The organism is Halogeometricum borinquense DSM 11551, assembly GCF_000172995.2.
Lineage (GTDB): Archaea > Halobacteriota > Halobacteria > Halobacteriales > Haloferacaceae > Halogeometricum > Halogeometricum borinquense.
On sequence record NC_014729.1, the window covers coordinates 195,457 to 215,687 of the forward strand.

General features: G+C 61.2%; 20 protein-coding genes and 1 tRNA gene. 10 read left to right on the top strand and 11 right to left on the bottom strand.

Annotated features, from left to right (window positions below):
* Positions 1-11: 11 nt before the first annotated feature.
* Positions 12-443 (bottom strand): hypothetical protein, encoded by a 432-nt coding sequence (locus tag HBOR_RS01020; RefSeq protein WP_006055606.1) that lies wholly within the window; start codon positions 441-443, stop codon positions 12-14.
* A 219-nt stretch (positions 444-662) separates the two neighbouring features.
* Here HBOR_RS01020 and HBOR_RS01025 point away from each other — a divergent pair, with 219 nt between their 5' ends.
* Positions 663-1,841 carry an aspartate kinase gene (locus HBOR_RS01025; RefSeq protein ID WP_006055607.1) on the top strand — a complete coding sequence of 393 codons (1,179 nt, stop codon included), beginning with the start codon at positions 663-665 and terminating at the stop codon, positions 1,839-1,841.
* Positions 1,842-1,873: 32 nt separating this feature from the next.
* Here HBOR_RS01025 and HBOR_RS01030 read toward each other — a convergent pair whose 3' ends face one another.
* Positions 1,874-2,377 carry an acyl-CoA thioesterase gene (locus tag HBOR_RS01030; RefSeq protein ID WP_006055608.1) on the bottom strand — a complete coding sequence of 168 codons (504 nt, stop codon included), beginning with the start codon at positions 2,375-2,377 and terminating at the stop codon, positions 1,874-1,876.
* A gap of 200 nt (positions 2,378-2,577) precedes the next feature.
* Here HBOR_RS01030 and HBOR_RS01035 point away from each other — a divergent pair, with 200 nt between their 5' ends.
* Positions 2,578-3,939 (top strand): tryptophanase, encoded by a 1,362-nt coding sequence (locus HBOR_RS01035; RefSeq protein ID WP_049890428.1) that lies wholly within the window; start codon positions 2,578-2,580, stop codon positions 3,937-3,939.
* A gap of 20 nt (positions 3,940-3,959) precedes the next feature.
* On the opposite strand, the gene HBOR_RS01040 is transcribed toward HBOR_RS01035, so the two are convergent.
* From HBOR_RS01040 to HBOR_RS01050, 3 genes are all read right to left on the bottom strand, one after another.
* On the bottom strand, positions 3,960-5,039 hold the full coding sequence (locus HBOR_RS01040; protein ID WP_006055610.1) for a DUF2891 domain-containing protein: 1,080 nt from the start codon (positions 5,037-5,039) through the stop codon (positions 3,960-3,962).
* Between the two features lie 81 nt (positions 5,040-5,120).
* Positions 5,121-5,780, bottom strand: coding sequence for a metallophosphoesterase family protein (locus tag HBOR_RS01045; protein ID WP_006055611.1), 660 nt, complete (start codon positions 5,778-5,780; stop codon positions 5,121-5,123).
* A gap of 53 nt (positions 5,781-5,833) precedes the next feature.
* Positions 5,834-6,412, bottom strand: coding sequence for an IMP cyclohydrolase (locus tag HBOR_RS01050; RefSeq protein ID WP_006055612.1), 579 nt, complete (start codon positions 6,410-6,412; stop codon positions 5,834-5,836).
* 133 nt (positions 6,413-6,545) lie between these two features.
* Between HBOR_RS01050 and HBOR_RS01055 the strand changes: the two genes are divergently transcribed.
* Positions 6,546-6,618: transfer RNA gene (locus HBOR_RS01055), tRNA-Gln, on the top strand.
* Positions 6,619-6,914: 296 nt separating this feature from the next.
* Here HBOR_RS01055 and cgi121 read toward each other — a convergent pair.
* Positions 6,915-7,403, bottom strand: coding sequence for a KEOPS complex subunit Cgi121 (gene cgi121 / locus HBOR_RS01060; protein WP_006055613.1), 489 nt, complete (start codon positions 7,401-7,403; stop codon positions 6,915-6,917).
* Entirely contained in the window at positions 7,400-9,925 is a 2,526-nt protein-coding gene (locus tag HBOR_RS01065) for an ATP-dependent DNA helicase (RefSeq protein WP_006055614.1), read from the bottom strand. The genes cgi121 and HBOR_RS01065 overlap by 4 nt, the downstream gene beginning before the upstream one ends.
* A gap of 124 nt (positions 9,926-10,049) precedes the next feature.
* Here HBOR_RS01065 and HBOR_RS01070 point away from each other — a divergent pair, with 124 nt between their 5' ends.
* From HBOR_RS01070 to HBOR_RS01080, 4 genes are all read left to right on the top strand, one after another.
* A complete protein-coding gene (locus tag HBOR_RS01070) occupies positions 10,050-10,292 on the top strand; it encodes a ferredoxin (RefSeq protein ID WP_006055615.1) in 243 nt (80 codons plus the stop codon).
* A 168-nt stretch (positions 10,293-10,460) separates the two neighbouring features.
* On the top strand, positions 10,461-10,598 hold the full coding sequence (locus HBOR_RS19810) for a hypothetical protein (protein WP_162531009.1): 138 nt from the start codon (positions 10,461-10,463) through the stop codon (positions 10,596-10,598).
* An 86-nt stretch (positions 10,599-10,684) separates the two neighbouring features.
* Entirely contained in the window at positions 10,685-13,216 is a 2,532-nt protein-coding gene (locus tag HBOR_RS01075) for a DEAD/DEAH box helicase (protein ID WP_006055617.1), read from the top strand.
* 103 nt (positions 13,217-13,319) lie between these two features.
* The gene (locus HBOR_RS01080) at positions 13,320-13,535 is read left to right on the top strand and encodes a hypothetical protein (protein ID WP_006055618.1); all 216 of its coding nucleotides are present in this window, start codon (positions 13,320-13,322) and stop codon (positions 13,533-13,535) included.
* Between the two features lie 62 nt (positions 13,536-13,597).
* Here HBOR_RS01080 and HBOR_RS01085 read toward each other — a convergent pair whose 3' ends face one another.
* A complete protein-coding gene (locus HBOR_RS01085) occupies positions 13,598-13,987 on the bottom strand; it encodes a universal stress protein (protein WP_006055619.1) in 390 nt (129 codons plus the stop codon).
* Between the two features lie 41 nt (positions 13,988-14,028).
* A complete protein-coding gene (locus tag HBOR_RS01090; protein WP_013440416.1) occupies positions 14,029-14,700 on the bottom strand; it encodes an Sjogren's syndrome/scleroderma autoantigen 1 family protein in 672 nt (223 codons plus the stop codon).
* A gap of 166 nt (positions 14,701-14,866) precedes the next feature.
* Between HBOR_RS01090 and mdh the strand changes: the two genes are divergently transcribed.
* Both mdh and HBOR_RS01100 read left to right on the top strand, forming a co-directional pair.
* Positions 14,867-15,781 carry a malate dehydrogenase gene (mdh, locus tag HBOR_RS01095; protein ID WP_006055621.1) on the top strand — a complete coding sequence of 305 codons (915 nt, stop codon included), beginning with the start codon at positions 14,867-14,869 and terminating at the stop codon, positions 15,779-15,781.
* A gap of 80 nt (positions 15,782-15,861) precedes the next feature.
* Complete coding sequence (locus HBOR_RS01100) at positions 15,862-16,809, top strand: CPBP family intramembrane glutamic endopeptidase (RefSeq protein WP_006055622.1); 948 nt, start codon at positions 15,862-15,864, stop codon at positions 16,807-16,809.
* 7 nt (positions 16,810-16,816) lie between these two features.
* Here the strand turns inward: HBOR_RS01100 and HBOR_RS01105 are convergent, their stop codons facing one another.
* Positions 16,817-18,091 carry a twin-arginine translocation signal domain-containing protein gene (locus HBOR_RS01105; protein WP_006055623.1) on the bottom strand — a complete coding sequence of 425 codons (1,275 nt, stop codon included), beginning with the start codon at positions 18,089-18,091 and terminating at the stop codon, positions 16,817-16,819.
* A 257-nt stretch (positions 18,092-18,348) separates the two neighbouring features.
* Between HBOR_RS01105 and HBOR_RS01110 the strand changes: the two genes are divergently transcribed.
* A complete protein-coding gene (locus tag HBOR_RS01110; protein ID WP_006055624.1) occupies positions 18,349-18,711 on the top strand; it encodes a hypothetical protein in 363 nt (120 codons plus the stop codon).
* 53 nt (positions 18,712-18,764) lie between these two features.
* Here the strand turns inward: HBOR_RS01110 and HBOR_RS01115 are convergent, their stop codons facing one another.
* Positions 18,765-20,072: a COG1470 family protein gene (locus HBOR_RS01115; protein ID WP_006055625.1), complete on the bottom strand. Its 1,308-nt coding sequence runs from the start codon at positions 20,070-20,072 to the stop codon at positions 18,765-18,767.
* Between the last annotated feature and the right edge of the window lie 159 nt (positions 20,073-20,231).

Here is a 20,231-nt window from a genome sequence, read left to right on the forward strand (position 1 = left end):
GACCTATCCACTCATGGGTCGATCTGGAACCGCACCGTCTCCTCGTTCATGAACGCCGGACCGGGTCCGACGCGTTCGAATCCGGCGCGTTCGGCAGCCTCGTGGAGATCTGTGTCCGACGAAAGAGCGAGAAACTCCACGTCGAGTTGTTCGTTCGACGCGAAACGGACGGGTTCGCTCAAGAGGTGCTCGACCGCTTCGACGGACCCGCCGACCTGGGTCACGTGGACCGTCGCGTCGCGCACGTCGAAGGCGACGAATCCGAGGAGTTCCGCCTCCGCCGCATCGGCGTCGGCGTTCGGATCAGTCGCGTCGCGGTGCCGTTCGGCGACACGGACTGTTCGGTCGTGGACGACGTTTCGCATCACGTCAGTCGGAACGTCGGCGATGGCGGCCAACGATTCGGCGTCTGTTTCTAAAGCGTCGCGTACCTCCGCGTCCATACTGTGCGTTATCACCCATCACGGATAAATACAACTCTATCTAGTCGGTTTAACCGACAGGTTCGGCTCAGACATTCGACTCACTGGTTCGACAACCGGACTGTCGACGTCGGCAACGGTTGAAGGGGGAGACACAGTTATACGCGGGCCTGCGCTACCCCCGGCTATGCTTACGCACCAGTCTCAGTTTCACCGTGCGAATCGACCGGAGGGACACCCGTGCGAGTAGTAGCGAAGTTCGGGGGTACTTCCCTCGGAAGCGGTGACAGAATCAACCGCGCGGCGGACTCTATCGCCGCTGCAGTCGAAAAGGGACACGAAATCGCCGTCGTCGCCTCCGCGATGGGGAACACGACGGACGACCTGCTTGACGAGATTCGGTTCGACGCAGACGACCGCGACCGCGCCGAAATCGTCTCGATGGGTGAACGAACCAGTGTTCGGATGCTGAAGGCGGCCCTCGCCGCCCGCGGCGTGAACGCGCTGTTCGTCGAACCCGGCGCAGACCAGTGGCCGGTCATTGCAAACGACCTCGGCGAAGTCGATGTCGAGGAGACGAAGCACCGGGCCGCCGATCTCGCGGCAGACCTCGACAACGTCGTCCCGGTAATTACGGGCTTTCTCGCCGAGAACCATGACGGCGAGATAACCACGCTCGGTCGCGGCGGGTCCGACACGACGGCCGTCATGCTCGGTCGGTACATGGACGCCGACGAGGTAGTCATCGTCACCGACGTTGAAGGCGTCATGACCGGCGACCCCCATGTCGTCGAAGGCGCACGGAACGTCGGGCGCATCACCGTAGACGAACTCCGGAACCTTTCGTTCCGCGGGGCCGAAGTCGTCGCACCCTCCGCACTTTCATACAAAGACGACAACCTCGCCGTCCGTGTCGTCCACTACCAACACGGCAACCTGCTGACCGGCGGAACTCTCATCGAAGGCGAGTTCCAGAACCTCATCGACATGCAGGAGGACCCTCTAGCCTGTGTCACCGTCGCCGGCCGTTCCATCCGGAACCGACCGGGTATCCTCGCAGATCTCTCGCAGGCACTCCGGGAGAAGGGTGTCAACGTCGATGCCGTCGCCTCCGGCATGGACTCCATCACGTTCTACGTCGGCGAAGACCGAGCCGAGGAAGCCGAGAACCTCTTGCACTCTAAGGTCGTAGACGACCAGTCGCTCTCCTCGGTGACAGTCGATGACGACGTCGCCGTCATCCGTGTCACGGGTGGCGAACTTCCGAACCGTCCGGGTGTTATTCTCGATATCGTCCAACCGATCTCGGAGGCCGGAATCAACATCCACGACGTTATCACCTCCGCGACGTCCGTCGCAATCTTTGTCGCGTGGGACGACCGCGAGGAGACGCTAAAAATCGTCCAGAACGAGTTCTAAGCCCAGTTTCTCCTCGTCTTCGGCTGTCTGGCTCACGACTCTTCGATTTCGACGGCGAGTTCCATCCGTCGTTGATTCCGCCGTTCGAGTGCACGGTCACGGAGCTTTGTCTGCGATTCTGACGGACAGCGAAGGCTGGGAACCGGTGCCGGCGTCTCGTTCTCGTCCAGTGCGACGAAACTGAAGAACGAACTCGCTGTCTCACGCTTTTCACCCTCGCTCGGTCGTTCGGCGCAAACGTCCACGTGGACATCCATGCTCGTTCGACCGGTGTCGAACACGTAGCCCGTGACGGTCACGACGTCACCGAGTTCGATGGGGGCCTTGAAGTCAACGTGATCCATCGACGCCGTGACCACTTGCCGCTTCGAGAACCGACGGGCGGAGATAGCCCCGCAGATGTCCATCCAGTGGAGAACAGTCCCTCCGAGGGCGCGTCCGAGGTTGTTCGTATCGTTCGGCATCAGTATCTCGCTCATTTCGGTGAACGACTGCTGGAGTGACACCGTTTCGCCGTCGGTCCGTTGGGTCGCCATACGGGCGACTCCGGACGACTCACACAAAATACTACCTGGATTGCTTTATTGAAAGCGAGATTTCATAACTTCGTGTATTCGACAGTGGTCATCGGCTTCGGACGCTGACGAACGGAATCGTTCGTTATCGCTATGAACTGGCCGTCTGCTCCCGATTTTCCTCGGGAAGATCCTTCACATTTGGCGGCGTGTTTTGTCGTATGCGCTCATACAAAGCCAAGATGGTCGAACCGATCACGCTCCCCTCACGCGAGGAACGTGAGGCGGCACTCGACGCGGCAGGATACAACGCGTTCAACCTCGATGCTGAGGACGTATTCATCGACCTTCTCACTGACTCCGGGACCGGAACGATGAGCGCCGATCAGTGGGCTGCGCTTATGCGCGGTGACGAAGCCTACGCCGGGAGTCGGAGTTTCTCGGAACTCCGCGACGCCGTCCGCGACGTGATGGGCTTCGAGTACGTCGTCCCCACGCACCAAGGCCGCGGCGCTGAGAACGTCGTCTACGGTGTCCTCGTTGAAGAGGGCGACGTCGTGCCGAACAACGCACACTTCGATACGACTCGCGCCCACGTCGCCAACCAAGGTGCGGACCCCGTAGACTGCCCGCACGAACTCGCTCACGACGCCGATGCCGACCATCCGTTCAAAGGCAACTTCGACATCGACGCCGGGTGGGAACTCGTCGAAGAAGTCGGCGAAGACTCGATTCCGGTCGTCGTTCAGACCATCACCAACAACTCCGTCGCCGGACAACCCGTCAGTGTCGAGAACACCCGCGAGGTGGCAGCGTTCGCTGACGAAATCGACGCGACGTTCGTCATCGACGCCTGCCGCTTCGCTGAAAACGCGTACTTCGTCCAGCAACGCGAAGCGGAGTTCTCCGACGCCTCTGTCGCCGAAATCGCCCGCGAGCAACTCTCCTACGCCGACGCGGTGACGATGTCCGGCAAGAAGGACGCAATCGTCAATATCGGTGGCTTCGCCGCGATGAACGACCCCGAACTGTTCGAGTTGGCAAAACAGCGCGGCATCCTCTACGAAGGCTTCCCGACCTACGGTGGTCTCGCCGGACGCGACGTGGCGGCGATGGCTGTCGGTCTCCGTGAAGCGGTCGAACCACCGTACGTCGGCGAACGCGTCGAACAGGTGGCCGAACTCGGTCGTCTCCTGACCGATGCCGGAATCCCTGTCTACGAACCGACCGGCGGCCACGCCGTCTACATCGACGCCGAAGCCGTTCTTCCTCACGTCCCGAAAGACCAGTTCCCCGGACAGGAACTCGTCTGTGCGCTCTATCTCGAAGGCGGCGTTCGCGGCGTCGAACTCGGTGGATTTGCCTTCCCCGGCACCGACCGACCCGACTTGGTCCGACTTGCGCTCCCGCGCCGGACGTACTCGCGGGAACACCTCGAACACGTCGCCGAGACGGCCGCCGCGGTGAAAGAGTCCGCAGCGTCCTACGGTGGCCTCGAAATCGTCGAGGAACCGCCAATGCGCGAACTCCGGCACTTCTCTGCGCGTCTGGAACCCACCGAAGCACCCTCGTCGGCGGACTGAGTTTCCGGAGCGTCTGCGGGTTAACTCGCGTTCGGTGCGATGCCGCCCTCGTTTCTCGTGAGGAGGTACAGTGCGAACGAGGAGAGCCAGTGTGACCCGGCGTAGTTGTCGGTAAACGCTTGTGATAACCCACGCTCGGCGTGTTTCTTCGCACTTCGCTCGAACGCCTCGGCATATCGGTGCCCATCCAGAGTGGTTGCCAGTCCGGCCAGACTCCACGCTTTCGAGAGATTCAGTCCGACGAGGTGAATGGCGACTTCCTCATCGGGATCCGTTTCGGCGTGTACGGGTTCCAGAAGCGTATCGTACGGCTTCGTGGTTATGTCGGGAAGGAACCCATCGATCCACGTTCGAAACTCGTCTTCGTCGTATACGCGTCGCATCAGGTCTGCTTCCGTCAGTGTCGGAGACAGGAAGTCCCACCCGAGTGGCTCGTACTCGACGGGGTAGTTTCGGTCCTGTGCGAAGAACTCGATCGCGGTTTCGACGACGGCTGACTCCAGCGACTCGTTGGAAGTCGTCCTCGCATAGTCGAGGATGCAGTGCAGAGCGAACGCGGAGTTTTCGTGTGTTCCGACTCTGAGCGGCTGTTCTTGAGAGAGAAACTCGGATTCGATGAGGGCGATAATCTCTCGTTCTAACGGTTCGATAATCGATTTCCACTCGTCCGCGTGGTCGTCGTCCCACAGCGTCAACTCGGATGCGAGGTGTAAGAGCCACGCCCATCCGTACGGTCGCTCGAACGTTCGGTTCGCCTCGAAGTATTCGATTTCTCTCTCGATATTTTCAGGCGTAAACCGCGCGTCGATACGCTGTTTAATCTCGGATTCTGCGGGGTGGCTCTCGAAGACGCGGAGTTGACGGAGTAGCGCCCAATGACTGTGGACTGCAGAGTGCCAGTCGTAACAGCCGTAGAACACTGGATGGTTGTTCTTTGGCCGCTCGACGCCGTCCGGAGAGTCAACCGACCGGACGTAGTGCGGGTATTCGGTTTCGATTGCGTCCAATGGGTGTTGTGAGAACGTTTCTGCCAGCTCCGGGTCGAGCCACTCGCTTCTGCCCGAAAGAAGCGTATCGGTATCCACAGTCTCAAAATCCATTGTCGGATTATTTTCCTATCGCTGTATTATATCCGCTGAAAAAACGTGACTATGAGGGCGTCGGGGCTGTGAGTGGATTGCTTACTTTCCGTCGTACAGCCGACGACCGATTCGCTCTGGTAATCCGGCTTCCGTCACCGCATCGACGACCGCTTCGATGTCGTAGTCAACGCGCCGTTCGTCCACTGTGAGGTCGTCTAGATCGAGTATTGCGTAGGCGGCGCGTGGGTCGCCGTCGCGGGGTTGGCCGACGCTTCCGGGGTTCATGACGATGCCCTCATCGAACACGCGGTGGCCTTGTACGTGTGTGTGACCCAACACGAGAACGTCCTCGCCGTCGAGGAAATCAGCCTCGAACTCGTCAGGGTAGGTGTATTTGTCCTGTATTCGCGGATGATCGTGAGTGAGTCGAACGCGGCCGTCGAACTCGGTGCGTTCGTCTGGCAGGTCGGACAGCCACGTCATCGCGTCGTCGTCCAGTTTCTCGCGGGCGTGCTTGACACCCGCCGCGGCCATGGCGTTGAACCGGAACGTCGTGTCTGAAGCGACTGCCCTGTCGTGATTGCCCATCACCGTCGGCACGTCGCGGGCACGGAGTTCGGCGACGCATTCGGCGGGCCACGGGTTGTACCCCACCACGTCGCCCGCACAGAGTATCGAATCAACGTCCGGCATGTCGTCGAGAACAGCGTCGAGTGCGACTCGGTTCGCGTGAACATCCGAGATGACGGCGACTCGCATGGGCGTGACTACACATGCGACGCTGAAAAGCGGTACCGTGACGAGGAGTGTGGCTATTCGTCGTTGTAGAATCCCACGTCCACGTCGCCGTCGTCGTAGGTGACGCCTGCCGCGCAGACGGCGTGTTCGTAGTCCATTTCGTAGGCGCGCTCGGCTAGTTCCGCGGGTGATCCGTCACCGTCGAAGACGACTACTGCGGGGTCGTCCTCCTCGTAGGTGGCGACGAGCATCGGATTCTCCGTGACCGGACGGACGAGCAGAGCGTCTCGACGGACGATGCCGATATACGACTCTTCGCCCACCACGCCAGCGATTCTCGGCGTGTCGTAGTCGTCTTTCTCGTAGTCCATCGCCAGCAGCGACTCCGCGAGGGCGTCGCGGGCGGGGTAGCCGAGGTCTAACTTTTCGGCGATGGGGTCTACGTGCGACCCGTTGCCGACGACGACGCTGTCGCCGCCCTCGCGGACGCAGTTGTACGAGATGTATGGGTTGTCCGTCTCGGGGGCATCCGGCGTCGGAGCGACGGTCAGCGTTCCGTCGCGTTCGACGACCTGTCGGTTGGGGAACGACCGAGAGGAAACACGATACGCGCCGAAGTCGGGTCCGATGACGATGAAGCGACCGACGTACATACACGACAGTGCATAGACCGACGATAAATAGGTGGTGGATTGTACACGTTCTTATGTCGTGCTGTGGACTAACACGGCGAACCGAACGCGCAACGCTTACAAAGGATCCCGCGCTACGAACTGATGCGATCGAAGTCCCATGGGGTAGTGGCCAATCCTGTTGCCTTCTGGGGGCAACGACCCAGGTTCGAATCCTGGTGGGACTACTTCTCCGATTTCTCGTATCCTAGCTTCGCCAGTCGCGGTGCTTCCGTTCAGGTCCGCTCGTAATCCGACAGACCCACAGACACTGAATTTCACACCGCACAGACCTCAAACTAATTCGAATCGTTTTAGTCCCCGTCTACGTTAGTCAGCAATCCCCAGATCGGTTCAGCGTCGTCGCCCCGAATTTCATCTCGACGCTCGAACCCGACGCCGTATCACGTTTTCCAGTTGAAATGAAGGGGTTGGAACCGTTACTCACGAGTTCGAATCTCCACATGAAACAGGGGGGTTCCGATTACTTCTCGACGTTCAGCAACGCCACTCGCTCGCAGACGAGCGATTCGAGATCACCATCGACAGCAGCGAGTTCGGCGTCAGTCACGTCGAAAAAGTCCCGCACGCGTTCATCGTCGTACCGGCCGAGCGTTTGACGCTCCGTAAACAGGTCGCGCAGTTGCGCCGCCGCTTTTGCTTCGTCGCCGCCGTCAACCAGTGCGACGACGGGCGTTTCACCTTCGGAGACGCCCATCGCCAACGCGTCGTCAATCTGTCGCCGCCCGGCCGCGTACAGCAGCATCTCAACCGCTCTGTCGCGAGCGACGTTCTCGCCGCGTTCGATGGCGCGGTCCGCGAGTTCGACAGCGCGACGGAGATGTTTCTCGCTCACGACGTACCGCGCGTCGAACACCTGCACCGTCGCTCCCGTCTCGTCTGCGATTGCGCCTACGTCGGTGACGAACGCGTTCACGTCCTCGACGGTGGCGACACCTTCGATGAACTTCATCCGAAATCACCCAGACTCGCCTGCTCTTGTGGGTCGTCGGCGCCGTCGCCGTTCTTCTCACCGTCGTTGCCGTCACCGCTTCCGCCACCACCGCCTCGGTCGCTTTCACCGCCGGATCGACGACTCGCTCGTTCGAACGTCGCCTCGGGCATTGCATCGGCGGACGCCTCCTGCACGTCGTCCATCGAGGGGTCGCGCCGACCGGCCGCTTCGAGGACGTTTTCAGCCGTCTTCCGCCGTCCTCGAAGCGCGGCGAGGACGACGGACTTGTCCGCTTCTCTGAGGTCGTTCCGCGTCTCGATACCGGCCTCGAACAGACGCCGAGCGCGCTTTCGTCCGACACCACGGACACCCGCCAAGTTGAGGAGTTCGTCGCGGACGCCGTACTCTACGCGTTTTTTCGCCTCGCGGACGGCAACGGTCGCCGAGAGATCTAACTCGCCCGCGAGTCGCTCGGCCGCACCGAGTAACCACTGCGCTGTCTCGACCTTGCCACGAATATCGCCGGGGCCGACGCCGTAGCGTTCTGTGATGCGGTCTTCGTCTACCTCGCTGGCCCAATCTTCGAGCAGTCGGGCGGTTTTCAGCGCCGAAAGCCACTCCTCGAAGCGTACGTCTTCGTACTCCGACGGCGTCTTCCCGAGCAGTTCGGGTTCGCGTTCGTAGCACTCCTCGGTGTACGTCTCTCTGTCGCCGGATTTGAGGTAGAGTTGATACATGTCCGGCGTGCGCGAGACGAGGTGAAAGAGGCCGAGTGCGGTGGGGTAGGTCCGATCAGTCTCTATCGGCTCCATGTCCTCACCGTCCTTGTCGCCTACGCCGCCGTCTGCGTCTACCATTTCGCTGGCGCGCTGGAATCCGCTCGCCTCTGCCGCTTCCTCCGTCTCCCGGGATGTGTTCGCTGTCTCGGGTTCGGGCGCGATGCCTTCGAGCGCTCGCAGTTTCTCCTCGCGGTGGTCCGCACCCCATCGCAGGCCGTCGATAATCTCGGCGGCGCTCATCGGGTCGAGGTAGAGACGCGAGACTGTGTGACCGATTCCAGTGGCGGTTAACTGTTCGTCCTCGCGTTCGATGAAGCCGTTCGCTTCGAGATACTGGAGGACGTTGTCGGTGACCTGTTCTAATCGCCCGGGTTCGTCCGTCTGCGTCGCGTACAGCGTTTGGTCGAGGAAATCGAGCAACCCCTCGCGCGTGTGGGCGAATCCGGAGGCGATGGTTGCGAGCAGATGCGTTCGTAGCGCGGGTTCGGCGGCCAGTTTCGACCGCACCGGCTCCGCATCGGCCCAGATGTAGCGTTCGAACAGTTCGTCGCGCGTGTCCGAATCTTTCGCCAGCAACACTGCTTCGCCGTACGGGTCGAGTCCGGGTCGTCCGGCGCGGCCCATCATCTGATGGACTTCCAGCACGTCCAGCGGTTTCATGCCGCCGAACTCGCCGTCGTAGCGTCGCCAGTCGCGGACGATGACGCGACGACTCGGCGTGTTCACGCCCGCCGCCAACGTCGGCGTCGCAGAAACCGTCTTTACGAGTCTGTCGCGGAAGGCATCCTCGACTAGACTGCGGTGTTCGGCGGCGAGTCCGGCGTGATGAAAGGCCGCGCCTTTCGCCACACAGTTGGCGAGCGTGTCGCTCGTCTCCGCGTCGGACACGTCGCGTATCTCTTGTGCTAACTCGGCCAACTTGCTTCGCTCCTCGTCGGTGAGTGCGCGCGACGTCACGTCTTTCAACCGCTTTGCGGCCGCCTCGGCGTTCCGCCGGGAATTGACGAAAACGAGCGAGGAGCCGTCTTCTTCGAGCGTGTCGGCAACGAGCGCGGCCGTCTTCCTGTCGCCTTTTCCGACCGGAACTTCCCGTTGCGTTCCGTCGTCGAAGGAGATGGCGTTGCCGTAGTGAACGCCCATCTTCAGATCGATGGGTCGCCACTCGGACTCGACGAGGGTGGCGTCTAACCACGCTGCCACGTCGTCGGCGTTGCCGACGGTGGCCGAAAGCGCAACCACTTGGAGCCCCGGATTTATCTTCCTGAGTTTGCCGAGGGTCACTTCGAGAGTTGGGCCGCGGTGACCGTCGTTGACGAGGTGGACTTCGTCGCTTACGACGCAGGAGAGGTCTTCGACCCACGGTGCGTTGTTTCGGATGAGTGAGTCCACCTTTTCACTCGTGGCGACGATGATGTCGCGTGAGGCCAACCACTCGCCGCTGGAGTCGTAGTTACCCGTGGAGACGCCCACGTCGATACCGAACTCCTCCCAGCGTTCGAATTCGGCCTTTTTCTCCGAGGCGAGCGCACGAAGCGGAACGATGTACAGTGCCTTCCCGCCGCGTTGGACGCTCGACAGCATCGCCAACTCCGCGATAAACGTCTTCCCCGAGGCGGTGGGGATGGAGGCGAGGACGCTCTCGCCTTCGGTCACGCCCGCCTCCACGGCGTCGGCCTGCGGGGGGTATAGCTCTTCGATGCCCTCGGATTGCAACTGCTCGGGCACCCCCTCCGGCAGGCCCGGCACGTCCTCCGGTTTCATTGCGCCGGAGTAAGCCGTCACCCGGTTTAAAATGTCGGACCTGTCTGCGGCGAGACCACGAGAACGTGCCGTTCTCACCATGTCGCGTCGTCACCGATATGTACGCCCTCGCGTAACTTCGAGTATGAAGATACGCTACGACCGCGACACCTGCATCGGGATGTTCCAGTGCGTGGACGAGTGGGACACGTTCGAGAAGAACCTCGACGCGGGCAAAGCTGACTTGGCCGGTGCCGAGGAAGTCGAAGAAGATATCTTCGAACTCGAAGTTCCCGAAGACGAGGAGTTCGAAGCCGAGTTCGCCGCCCGCGTCTGCCCTGTGGACGCCATCGAACTGTACGACGACGACGGCGAACAGGTCGTCTGACTCGTTTCTCGGAGCGCTGGTGCTGTGACGGCGGGCACCTCGTGGAGAAAAGCGCCAACTCAACAACGGAATGAGCACACTCGGTACGTGAGCGCTCGCATGATTTTCCTCGTATGAGAGGCGGGCACAACCGTTATGTATTCGCGCGAATATTTCTCTCCCGAAACCATGACCCGAAAGACCCACGGCCACCGTCTCATGGAGTGGGCTGACCTCGTCGGCGCATCGGTCCCCGATTCGGTCGCCGACGATGGAGACGAACCGACATTGCCCGCGTGGGACGACGCCGACGTAGAACGCCGATAACACATGTATGACGCGGTGAGACGGCGGCGTCTACTTCCACCGCGGTTCGCCAATACTTAACCGCCATCACGACCAAGCGGGTGACGATGGCGGCCGCCGATGACCCCGCACACGTTGATCATCCTCTCTTGAGTCCGTCGTTCATCGAGCGACGACTGTATCAGATTCGACTGGCGAGTGCTGCACGCGACGCGCACACGCTGGTTTGTCTTCCCACGGGTCTCGGCAAGACCACAGTCAGCCTCCTCGTGACTGCTGAGCGACTCCACGAGGTGGGCGGCAAAGCGCTCTTTCTCGCGCCGACGAAACCGCTGGTCCAGCAGCACGCCGACTTCTACCGCGAAGCCCTCGAAATTCCCGACGACGAGATTGTCGTTTTCACTGGCGACGTTCGCCCCGACGACAGGGCGGCCCTCTGGGATGACGCTCGCATCGTCATCGCAACCCCGCAAGTCGTCGAAAACGACCTCATCGGGAATCGAATCTCCCTCCGAGAGGTGACGCATCTCACGTTCGACGAGTGCCACCGCGGCACCGGCGACTACGCGTATGTCTATATCGCCGAACGCTACCACGCCGACGCCGAGCGTCCACTTGTCACCGGGATGAGTGCGTCGCCCGGCGGCGACAAGGAGTCAATCCTCGAAGTTTGTGAGAACCTCGGGCTAGTCGAAGTCGAGGTGATGACGGAGGAGGACGCCGACGTAGACGAATACACGTACGACACCGACGTCGAGTGGGAACGTATCCAACTCCCCGACGAGATTCTGGCGATACGTGACGCCGTCAACGAGGTCATCAAGGACCGACTGGAGAAACTGAAATCGCTGGGCGTGACGAACACCACAAGTCCGGACGTGTCCCAAAAGCAGTTGAACGGGATGCGAGCGGAGTTGCAGAAGTTGATGAACAACGACCAGTCGGAGGGGTACAAGGGTATGTCAACGCACGCGGAAGTGATGAAACTCCGGCGTGCCGTCGAACTGGTCGAGACGCAGTCGGTCGAATCCGTCCGACGTTACTTCGAACGCCAGCGGAACGCCGCACGTTCTTCGGGTGCATCGAAGGCGAGTCAACGACTCGTCGCCGAACCCAAAGTCCGAGAGGCGATGCGGAAGGCCGAGTCGTTCGACGGCCTGCACCCGAAGTTCTCGCAGACGCGTATCCTCCTCGCACAGACGCTCGGCATCCAAGACGGCGAACGCGTCATCGTCTTCACCGAGTCGCGTGACACTGCGGAGGCCCTCACCGACTTCCTCTCGGAGTCGTTCGACGCTCGGCGATTCGTCGGACAGGGCGACAAAGAGGGTTCCGACGGGATGACGCAAAAAGAGCAACAGGAGACGTTAGACGAGTTCCGAAACGGCGAGTTCGAGGTCCTCGTCTCCACTTCCGTCGCCGAAGAAGGACTTGACGTACCCGAAGTCGATTTGGTGCTCTTTTTCGAACCCGTTCCGACGGCGATTCGCTCCATCCAGCGGAAGGGCCGAACCGGCCGCCAAGCGGAAGGACGTGTTATCGTCCTGATGGCGGAGAACACGCGCGATGAGGCGTACTTTTGGATCTCTCGCCGCCGCGAGAAGGAGATGAAGTCCGAACTCCGCGACCTGAAGGGCGTCGCAGACGAGGTCGAAGAGGAACTCGACGACTCACAGAAAGGTCTCGACGCGTTCTCAGGCGGCGATAGTGCGGGCACGGACGACGGAGAGTCGTCCGGAGCGATAGCGAACGGCGGAACTGCGGCCGCAACTACTGAGACACCCGACGCGTCCACTGCCGAGGCTGATTCCGGAACCGACGGCGGAACCGCCTCCGGAACCGACGCTACCGACACCAACTCGAACGATGACCAAGCCGGATTGGATTCGTTTTCCGCGTCGGACGAGGAAATCGCTCGCGCCGACGAGGAGAGCGAGGCCGCGGTAGAGGATGGAGACGGTACCGTCGCCACCGCCGGGCGAGACGACGAGGTTGTCGAAATCGTCGTCGATCAACGCGAACTCGACTCGAACATCGCAAAGGATCTCTCGACGCGCGACGGCATCGAGACGCGACTGGAGACGCTTGCCGTCGGCGACTACGTCCTTTCGGACCGCGTCGCAGTCGAGCGGAAGTCCGTGTCGGACTTCCTCGACACCCTGACTGGCGGTGACCGCTCGCTGTTCGAGCAGATCGGTGACCTCTCTCGCGCGTACGCACGACCAATCCTGATTCTCGAAGGTGAGGGGCTGTTCGAGGAGCGGAATATCCACCCGGGCGCGATTCGCGGCGCACTCGCCTCACTCGCGGTGGATTTCGACGTGAGCGTCCTTCAGACCCGTGACGAGGACGACACAGCCGAACTGCTCCTCACTATCGCCACGCGGGAACAGACCGAACGCGAACGTTCGGTGAGCGTCCACGGCGGCAAGAGTACGAAGACGCTGAGTGAACAACAGGAGTACGTCGTCTCCGCCATCGCGGACATCGGCCCCGTCACGGCCCGCTCGCTCTTAGAAGAGTTCGGTACCGTCGAAGCGGTGATGACCGCCCGCGAGGAGGACCTTCTCGAAGTGTCGGGAATCGGATCGGTCACCGCTGAACGTATTCGGGACGTTATCGGATCCGAGTACGAATAGCGGATATATGTGCTGAAACGACTGTTTAGAGGTAAAGACAGTCATAACCTCGAACTATCGGAGTAACTACTATATACTCTCGGCACTAATTATTTACTACACAATGAGTACTGATTCACCGAACGATGGCGCGGCACGGACGTTCTACGGCGACCCCCAACACGAGACAGGTTCGTACTCCGACCCCGAGCGGCTCGGTCTCGCTGCTCCGTCGCGTCAATCCGAGTCCGAGCGTGCGCTGTACGGGTACGCTCACCGCGCAAGCGCAGACCGGAGACGTTCCGCTGGCGTGCGCTCTGCCGACGTACAAGCGACGTAAAACGGTCGATTAGCTCGGACTTTTTCTAACTCAGGGATCGAGCGCCAGTCCACAGCGTTCTCTCAGGGGATGATTGTGGCGGCAACGCTTTCGTGCCGAACCACCGTTTCTGCCGCACTTCCGAGGATAGCGCGTTCGATGGCTCCATCCCCGTGGTGGCCCATCACTACGTGGTCGAAGTCGCGTTCGTCCACCAGATTGAGAATCTCCTCACCGACCTGTTTGCCGGGAACGACGTCCAACTCGATAATCGACAGCTCCGGCTCCGTACTCAGATCGGTTCCTTCGATTATGTCGCGTGCGCGGCCTAAGACGATGTCCGTTGCGTCGGTTTCGGCATCCGAGAAATGAACGACGTGGAGGTCCGCCTCGAATCGAACCGCAAATTCGACGGCGAACTCTGCGGCGCGGATACTGCATTCGGACCCATCGATTGGCGCGAGAATCTTCATGTCAAAAGCTACGAGGGCGAGAAAGAAAGAGATGGCTGTGCTTACCGGTCGAGCGCATCGAGTGCCTCGGCCGCCTCGCGCGCCGCTTCGAGGTGTTGTTTTGCCCGACGCGGTTCGTCAATCTCCGTCGCGCGGCGCGAGTGCTGGGTAATCGCTTCGAGGAGCGATTCTCGTGCCGTTTGTGCCGATGCACCCGACGCGCTCGATGCATCTGAGACACCCGACGAGCTCGTCGTCGCGGCCCTTCGCGTTTCAGTCGAGTCGGTCTGCATCTCAGAGTCGGACTGTGGCGTTCGTTGTGGGGATGCCGGCTTCGAGACGCCCGTCGCGTCCGGCGTCGTAACCGCTTCGGCAGTTTCGTTTCCCGACTGGCTCGCATCCGCGGCGTGTTCCGGTGCTGGCGATTCGGAGTCCGCCTGCTCGCCCGTCTCGGCTGCCTGCGTCGTTCCGTCGACACCTTGTCCGTTGGCTACGTTCGCGGCCTCACCTTGCTCTGCGTCCGCCTTCGCCTGTTTGTCTTGACACGTGGGACAGAACTCGGCTCCCTGATACCGGAAAATTGGCGTTCCGCACTCGTTGCAGTGCTTGTTCGACATCGTTGCGCCTTGTAGGAGGAGTTCGCTCATCCGCTGTGTCTCTTGGCGACGCTCCGTATCTTTCTCGTACTTCTCGCGGAGACGCTGTCGCTCTGCTTCCTTATCGAAATCGCTCATACACGAGACGAACGCGCTGTGCGTCGAAAAACCCACCGGGAGCGACGTTCCGTCGCCTTCTTCCGCTTACAATTCGACGGATGACGAACCCCTCATACGACGATACAGGCGCAGAGAAGGCTGTTCCGAAGCGTTTAATCGGAATCCGGAGCGTCATTTACGTGGTATGACGAAAGTTAGCGTGGTCGGTGCCGCAGGGACAGTCGGTGCCGCCGCCGGGTACAACCTCGCACTTCGGGACATCGTGGACGAACTGGTCTTCGTCGACATTCCGGACATGGAGGACAAGACGGTCGGGCAGGCAGCAGACACGAACCACGGAGTCGCGTACGACTCGAACACCGAGGTCTATCAGGGCGGCTACGAGGACACCGCCGGATCAGACGTGGTCGTCATCACGGCGGGCATCCCGCGTAAAGAGGGACAGACCCGCATCGACCTCGCGGGCGACAACGCACCCATCATGGAGGACATCGGCTCCTCGCTGGCCGAGCATAACGACGACTTCATCTCGGTCACCACCTCGAACCCGGTTGACCTCCTGAACCGCCACCTGTACGAGGCGGGCGACCGCGACCGACACAAGGTCATCGGCTTCGGCGGCCGACTCGACTCGGCGCGCTTCCGCTACGTTCTCAGCCAGCGATTCGACGTCCCCGTAAAGAACGTCGAAGCGACCATCCTCGGCGAACACGGCGACGCGCAGGTCCCCGTGTTCTCGAAGGTTCGCGTTGACGGTACGGACCCCGAGTTCACGGCCGACGAACGCGAGGAAATCCTCTCGGACCTCCAAGAGTCCGCGATGGACGTTATCTCGCGGAAGGGCGCAACCCAGTGGGGTCCGGCGACGGGCGTCGCCCACATGGTCGAAGCCATCGTCCGCGACACGGGCGAAGTGCTTCCGGGTTCGCTCGTCCTCGACGGCGAATACGGCTACGAAGACACCGCGTTCGGCGTCCCCGTCAAACTCGGCTCCGACGGTATCGAGGAAGTCGTCGAATGGGATCTCGACGACTACGAGCAGGACCTCATGGACGACGCCGCCGAGAAACTCCGCGACCAGTACGACAAAATCGCATAACGACCCGCCCTCGCGGTCGTTTTCGATAGCGGACGTTTCAAACATCCATTATTTTGACCCCGCCGATGCAATACTAAGCTATGGCTACCGAGTCCGCTACTCCCACTCATCTCGATACGGGGTCGCAGACGGTCGAAACACGCCGCGTTGGCGTCTTTCTCGTCGTCGCGTTCGGCGTCGCGTGGGCCACCGCGGCCGCCATCTACGCGACCGGCGGACTCACCGACAGTCCGATACTCGTCCCCCAACTCGGTCTGACTCTCTCGGCGATTCTTCTACCGACGGCGTACATGTTCGCTCCCACGGTCGGCAACCTCGTCGCACGACTCGCTACGGGAGAGGGTCTGTCGAACCTTCGACTCAGACCGCGTGTTTCCGGTTCACTCCGTGTCTACGCGGCCGCATGGTTCGTTCCCGCGGTTCTCACGCTCCTCGGTGCAGCGCTCTACTTCGCGGTCTTTCCCGAGCAGTTCGATCCGTCGCTCTCGGCGTACGCGGCGGCCCTACAGGCCGCTGGCGGCACTGTTCCGATGGACCCGTGGACGCTCGTTGCGATACAGGCCGCGTTGGCGCTCACTGTCGCGCCGCTTTTCAACGCCATCTTCGCCTTCGGTGAAGAGTTCGGCTGGCGAGCGTACCTTCTGCCGAAACTCCATCCGCTCGGCGCGCGCAAGGCCGCACTTCTCGTCGGCGTCGTTTGGGGCGTCTGGCACTGGCCGATTCTCGCCATGGGCTATAATTACGGGTTCGGCTACACCGGCGCGCCGTGGACCGGTTTTCTCGCCATGTGCGTCTTCACCGTCGCCACTGGTGTCTTCCTCGCGTGGGTCACGCTCCGAACGGACAGTGTCTGGCCCGCCGCCATCGGTCACGGTGCGATAAACGCGATTGCTGGACTCGGAACGCTGTTCGTCGTCGGCCAACCGAACACGCTGTTCGGCCCGACCCCCGTCGGCGTCATCGCGGCGCTTCCGTGGGTCGTACTCGCGGCGTGGTTGCTCCTGCGTTCGGATTCGTTCGCGGCGTGACCGCGATTCACCCGGTGAGGACGCTCGCAACTGACGGAATCACCTCGACGATGCCGACGGCGACGCCGTAACACGCCAGTGCGTGCGCCTTCGGTGAGTGGTCTGCGACACCCGCCTCCCTGTTCACGAACGAATCTCCCTTCGAGACGTACAGTGCGGCTCGGTTCAGCAGGCACTTCTCGAAGAGGTTTCCAGTCGTCGAAAGCTCGTAGGCGGACTGAACGGCCCGTCGCTTCGTGTCGAACAACAGTCCACCGGAGACGGACGATTTACCCGACAGCTGTTCGACCGCTGCTTTGCCGGTCTCGAATCCGTGAAAGCTGGCGACCGCTTCGGCGAGGCGGATCGTTTCGAGTCCGGGCAAACTGTCGCTCCGTGCCCAGTCTGCGTCGTCGAGACTGTCTTCGCCGGGACGGAGCGTCATCAGTCGGTTCAGCCCCGTACTCCGCGGTGGTGGCGACTCTGACTCCACATCGATGCGGTGTGAGTCATACCACTCGTAGTCGTGCGAGAATTCCGCCGTCTGCTTTCGGTATGTCGCGCGGGCTGACTGGAGACCGATGGGTGTCGGGTCGTCCTGCTCCGCGCGGAACGTCCGGTAAAACTGCCGAGCATCGCTCAGAAACCGGACCGACCGCTCGTGGTTCCGGACGGCGTGCATGATTGCATTCTTCCGAACTGACGCGTCCAACTCGGCTAACTCCTCGCGGTCGAGTTTCGCGTTTTTCCCGGCTATCATCGACGTGTGGAGCCACCGTTCGGCAAGTTCGATCCACGCAATCGTCTCCACGGGGTCGTCGCCCGTGTACTGAACCGCCTCTCGCACCTCGTCGATTTCGGGGGCGGGACCGACGTTCGCGCGCGAGTCGTCGAGATGCACGTCGTCCAGTCCAGCGACGGCGGCACCGAACGTCTCGGCGACGAACCTGACGTAGTATCGAACTTGCTGAAGGGTGTCGAACGTCGGCGGCGTTCGACCATCGAGGAACTCGCGGGCATCTTCGAGGTAATCCGGGCCGCTCACGATCCGCTCGCTGTCGAATACGTTCGCCTCCTGTGCGCTCTGGACGACGGGCGTAGCCCGTTGGAGTAGAGCCCGGAGGTGCTCGACGGCGTCGTCGCGGTGCTCTTCGCGGACGTGCGCCACGTCGTGGTACACTGCCGTGCCCGGAAACGGAAGAGCGGATGCACCGCTGGCAGTACAGCCGGCGAGTGCAGTGATCCCGGCAGCTGCGACTCCTCCACGGAGGAGAGACCGACGTGAGAGGGAGGGACCGTTCATGAATATCGGTTGACTGATGTGTGCTATATATCTTCTATCTGATGCTCATCGTATAGACGATGACAGCGACAGAAGAACATCGTAAGAGCGACTGCCCACCCGACGACTGGAGTCTCGCCGAATCAGGAAATATTACAAAATTGATATTCATGCTCATACTAACGAAAACGACTGAACACGACTTCCGGGTTAACAGGCTGTTACGGTCCAGATATGGTGTGCGTAGTTAGGCGTGAACCGACCCTATAGCGGTATGTATGAGTGCAGATGTGTACCGGTACGGCATCGTGGACGGCGTCGCCGTGTTCGACCTCACGGAGTTCGAAATCAGCGGGGACACACTGCTCGAAGAGTTCTTTGGGACGGTCCAGAACGTGTTTGTCCGACCCGACGTTACCGCGTCGGTGTTCGTCTTGGGCGATGAGGGCGGAATCAGCAAGCGGTTCTTCCAACGTTTCGATTTCCTCGTCTCACGGATCGAGGGATACGAGATAGGGCGCGTCGCTCTCGTCGGCCCGTCGGCAAAACAGGTCGCTCTCCGCGGTCGTTTCCGTGGGTCTGACGTGATCGTCGAAACGCCGGAGACGCCGCAGGAAGCGATGGACTGGGCGAGAGCCTGAGCGCCGAAAAAATACGGTTCGGATTCGATTCGATTTGAGTTCGGCTCGGAGACTTAGTCGCTCGTCTCGTTGGCCGTCTCGTCGGCCGGTTCGTTGGTCGCTTCCTCGGACGCTTCCTCTCGCGTCAGGTCATACTGGAAGCTCATGGTGTTCTCCGGCATGACGCGGAGCGTCCACTCGCCGGCCGCCGGTTCGTCAACGCGGTAGACGAACTCTTGGCCACCGCTTCGGACGGCGTATTCACCGTCTTGCTGAGAGGCACGCGGAGAGCGACGGTCGCCGAGGTCAACGTGTCCGCTGTCGGTGACACGGACGCGCTCGGCGTTGACGACTTCACCGTCGGGCGAAACGAACTCCACGTCGAAGCTCACTTCGTCGCTGTTATCTGCGTTGTAGCGTTCCGGCATCAGCGTCAGCGACAGGTTGTCGGTCTCGTCACTCACCTGGAAGCTGGTCTCGAACGGCTCCGAGGGCTGCGTCCAGACGACGAAGTTCGCGTCGATGCGCTGCCAGTAATCATTGCCTTCCTCGCGGTTCGGATCTTTCAGACCCAGGTTGATCTCAGTGTCGTAGCGACCGCGGTCTGCGTTCTCGGGCGGCGAAACCGTGACCGAGACGGTCGCCTTCTCACCGGCTGCGACTTGGCTCGGACTATCGATGTCGATCCACGAGGGGTTCAGTTTGTTCGGGCAGTGGCCTCTGCAGTGACGACGCTCGGTCTTCACTTCCGGGCTCAGGGGGACAGCGCTGTCACCGGTGTTCTCGATGACGACTTCGCGGGTGAAGCTGTCGCCGGCCTTGACCTGGCCGTTGACGTAGGTGTCGGACAGAATCTTCACCGTCGGTTCACGCCAGACATCGGCGGAGATGTGGGTCGAGTGGATCGGTCGAGCCGGACGGCCCGGATACGTCACCGTCTCGTCGGTGAACGCGACGCGACCGCGGTAGTCAGCTGTTTCCACGTCCTCGGGAATCTCGACGCTGACGGTGTACTTGGCCGTCTCACCGGCGTCGATGCTGGAGGGACCGTCGATGCTGACCCACTTTTTCTCCATCGGGTACTCCGACATCGGCGTGGTGACCAGGTGCGGGTTGACCTCGACGGACTCCTCTTCTCCGTTTTTCACGGTGACCGTGTATTCGAGGGTCTCGCCGGGCTTGGCATCCCGGTAACTGTCCTCGGCGTCGATGAACAGTCGGGTGTAGTTAGCTTTCGTTTTCTCCTGTGCGGCGGCCGCCGATGTGTTCTCCGCGGCGGCGGCCGCTGTATTCCCGCTGTCAACAGCCGGAACGGCGGCCGCTGCGGGAATCGCACTCAGTACAACCAGTGCGACTAACAGTAAATTGTGTCGTCGTTTCATGATTAATTTAGCCACAGCTCACTTTTTCGACCAAGCGATGGAGGGCTTGGGGAACTTGGAGCGGGGGCTACAGTCAGAGAGTTGTAGGATTATTTTAAATATCTTTTGTCACGTCCGATATCGCTACCTATCTGGAATGGCTTCGATGAGTCCGAATAC

Coding starts and splice junctions, on each gene's coding strand:
- HBOR_RS01020 (WP_006055606.1), bottom strand. CDS start 443: ATGGACGCGGAGGTACGCGACGCTTTAGAAACAGACGCCGAATCGTTG.
- HBOR_RS01030 (WP_006055608.1), bottom strand. CDS start 2,377: ATGGCGACCCAACGGACCGACGGCGAAACGGTGTCACTCCAGCAGTCG.
- HBOR_RS01035 (WP_049890428.1), top strand. CDS start 2,578: ATGCGCTCATACAAAGCCAAGATGGTCGAACCGATCACGCTCCCCTCA.
- HBOR_RS01040 (WP_006055610.1), bottom strand. CDS start 5,039: ATGGATTTTGAGACTGTGGATACCGATACGCTTCTTTCGGGCAGAAGC.
- HBOR_RS01045 (WP_006055611.1), bottom strand. CDS start 5,780: ATGCGAGTCGCCGTCATCTCGGATGTTCACGCGAACCGAGTCGCACTC.
- HBOR_RS01050 (WP_006055612.1), bottom strand. CDS start 6,412: ATGTACGTCGGTCGCTTCATCGTCATCGGACCCGACTTCGGCGCGTAT.
- cgi121 (WP_006055613.1), bottom strand. CDS start 7,403: ATGAAGTTCATCGAAGGTGTCGCCACCGTCGAGGACGTGAACGCGTTC.
- HBOR_RS01065 (WP_006055614.1), bottom strand. CDS start 9,925: ATGAAACCGGAGGACGTGCCGGGCCTGCCGGAGGGGGTGCCCGAGCAG.
- HBOR_RS01070 (WP_006055615.1), top strand. CDS start 10,050: ATGAAGATACGCTACGACCGCGACACCTGCATCGGGATGTTCCAGTGC.
- HBOR_RS19810 (WP_162531009.1), top strand. CDS start 10,461: ATGACCCGAAAGACCCACGGCCACCGTCTCATGGAGTGGGCTGACCTC.
- HBOR_RS01075 (WP_006055617.1), top strand. CDS start 10,685: ATGGCGGCCGCCGATGACCCCGCACACGTTGATCATCCTCTCTTGAGT.
- HBOR_RS01080 (WP_006055618.1), top strand. CDS start 13,320: ATGAGTACTGATTCACCGAACGATGGCGCGGCACGGACGTTCTACGGC.
- HBOR_RS01085 (WP_006055619.1), bottom strand. CDS start 13,987: ATGAAGATTCTCGCGCCAATCGATGGGTCCGAATGCAGTATCCGCGCC.
- HBOR_RS01090 (WP_013440416.1), bottom strand. CDS start 14,700: ATGAGCGATTTCGATAAGGAAGCAGAGCGACAGCGTCTCCGCGAGAAG.
- mdh (WP_006055621.1), top strand. CDS start 14,867: ATGACGAAAGTTAGCGTGGTCGGTGCCGCAGGGACAGTCGGTGCCGCC.
- HBOR_RS01100 (WP_006055622.1), top strand. CDS start 15,862: ATGGCTACCGAGTCCGCTACTCCCACTCATCTCGATACGGGGTCGCAG.
- HBOR_RS01105 (WP_006055623.1), bottom strand. CDS start 18,091: ATGAACGGTCCCTCCCTCTCACGTCGGTCTCTCCTCCGTGGAGGAGTC.
- HBOR_RS01110 (WP_006055624.1), top strand. CDS start 18,349: ATGAGTGCAGATGTGTACCGGTACGGCATCGTGGACGGCGTCGCCGTG.
- HBOR_RS01115 (WP_006055625.1), bottom strand. CDS start 20,072: ATGAAACGACGACACAATTTACTGTTAGTCGCACTGGTTGTACTGAGT.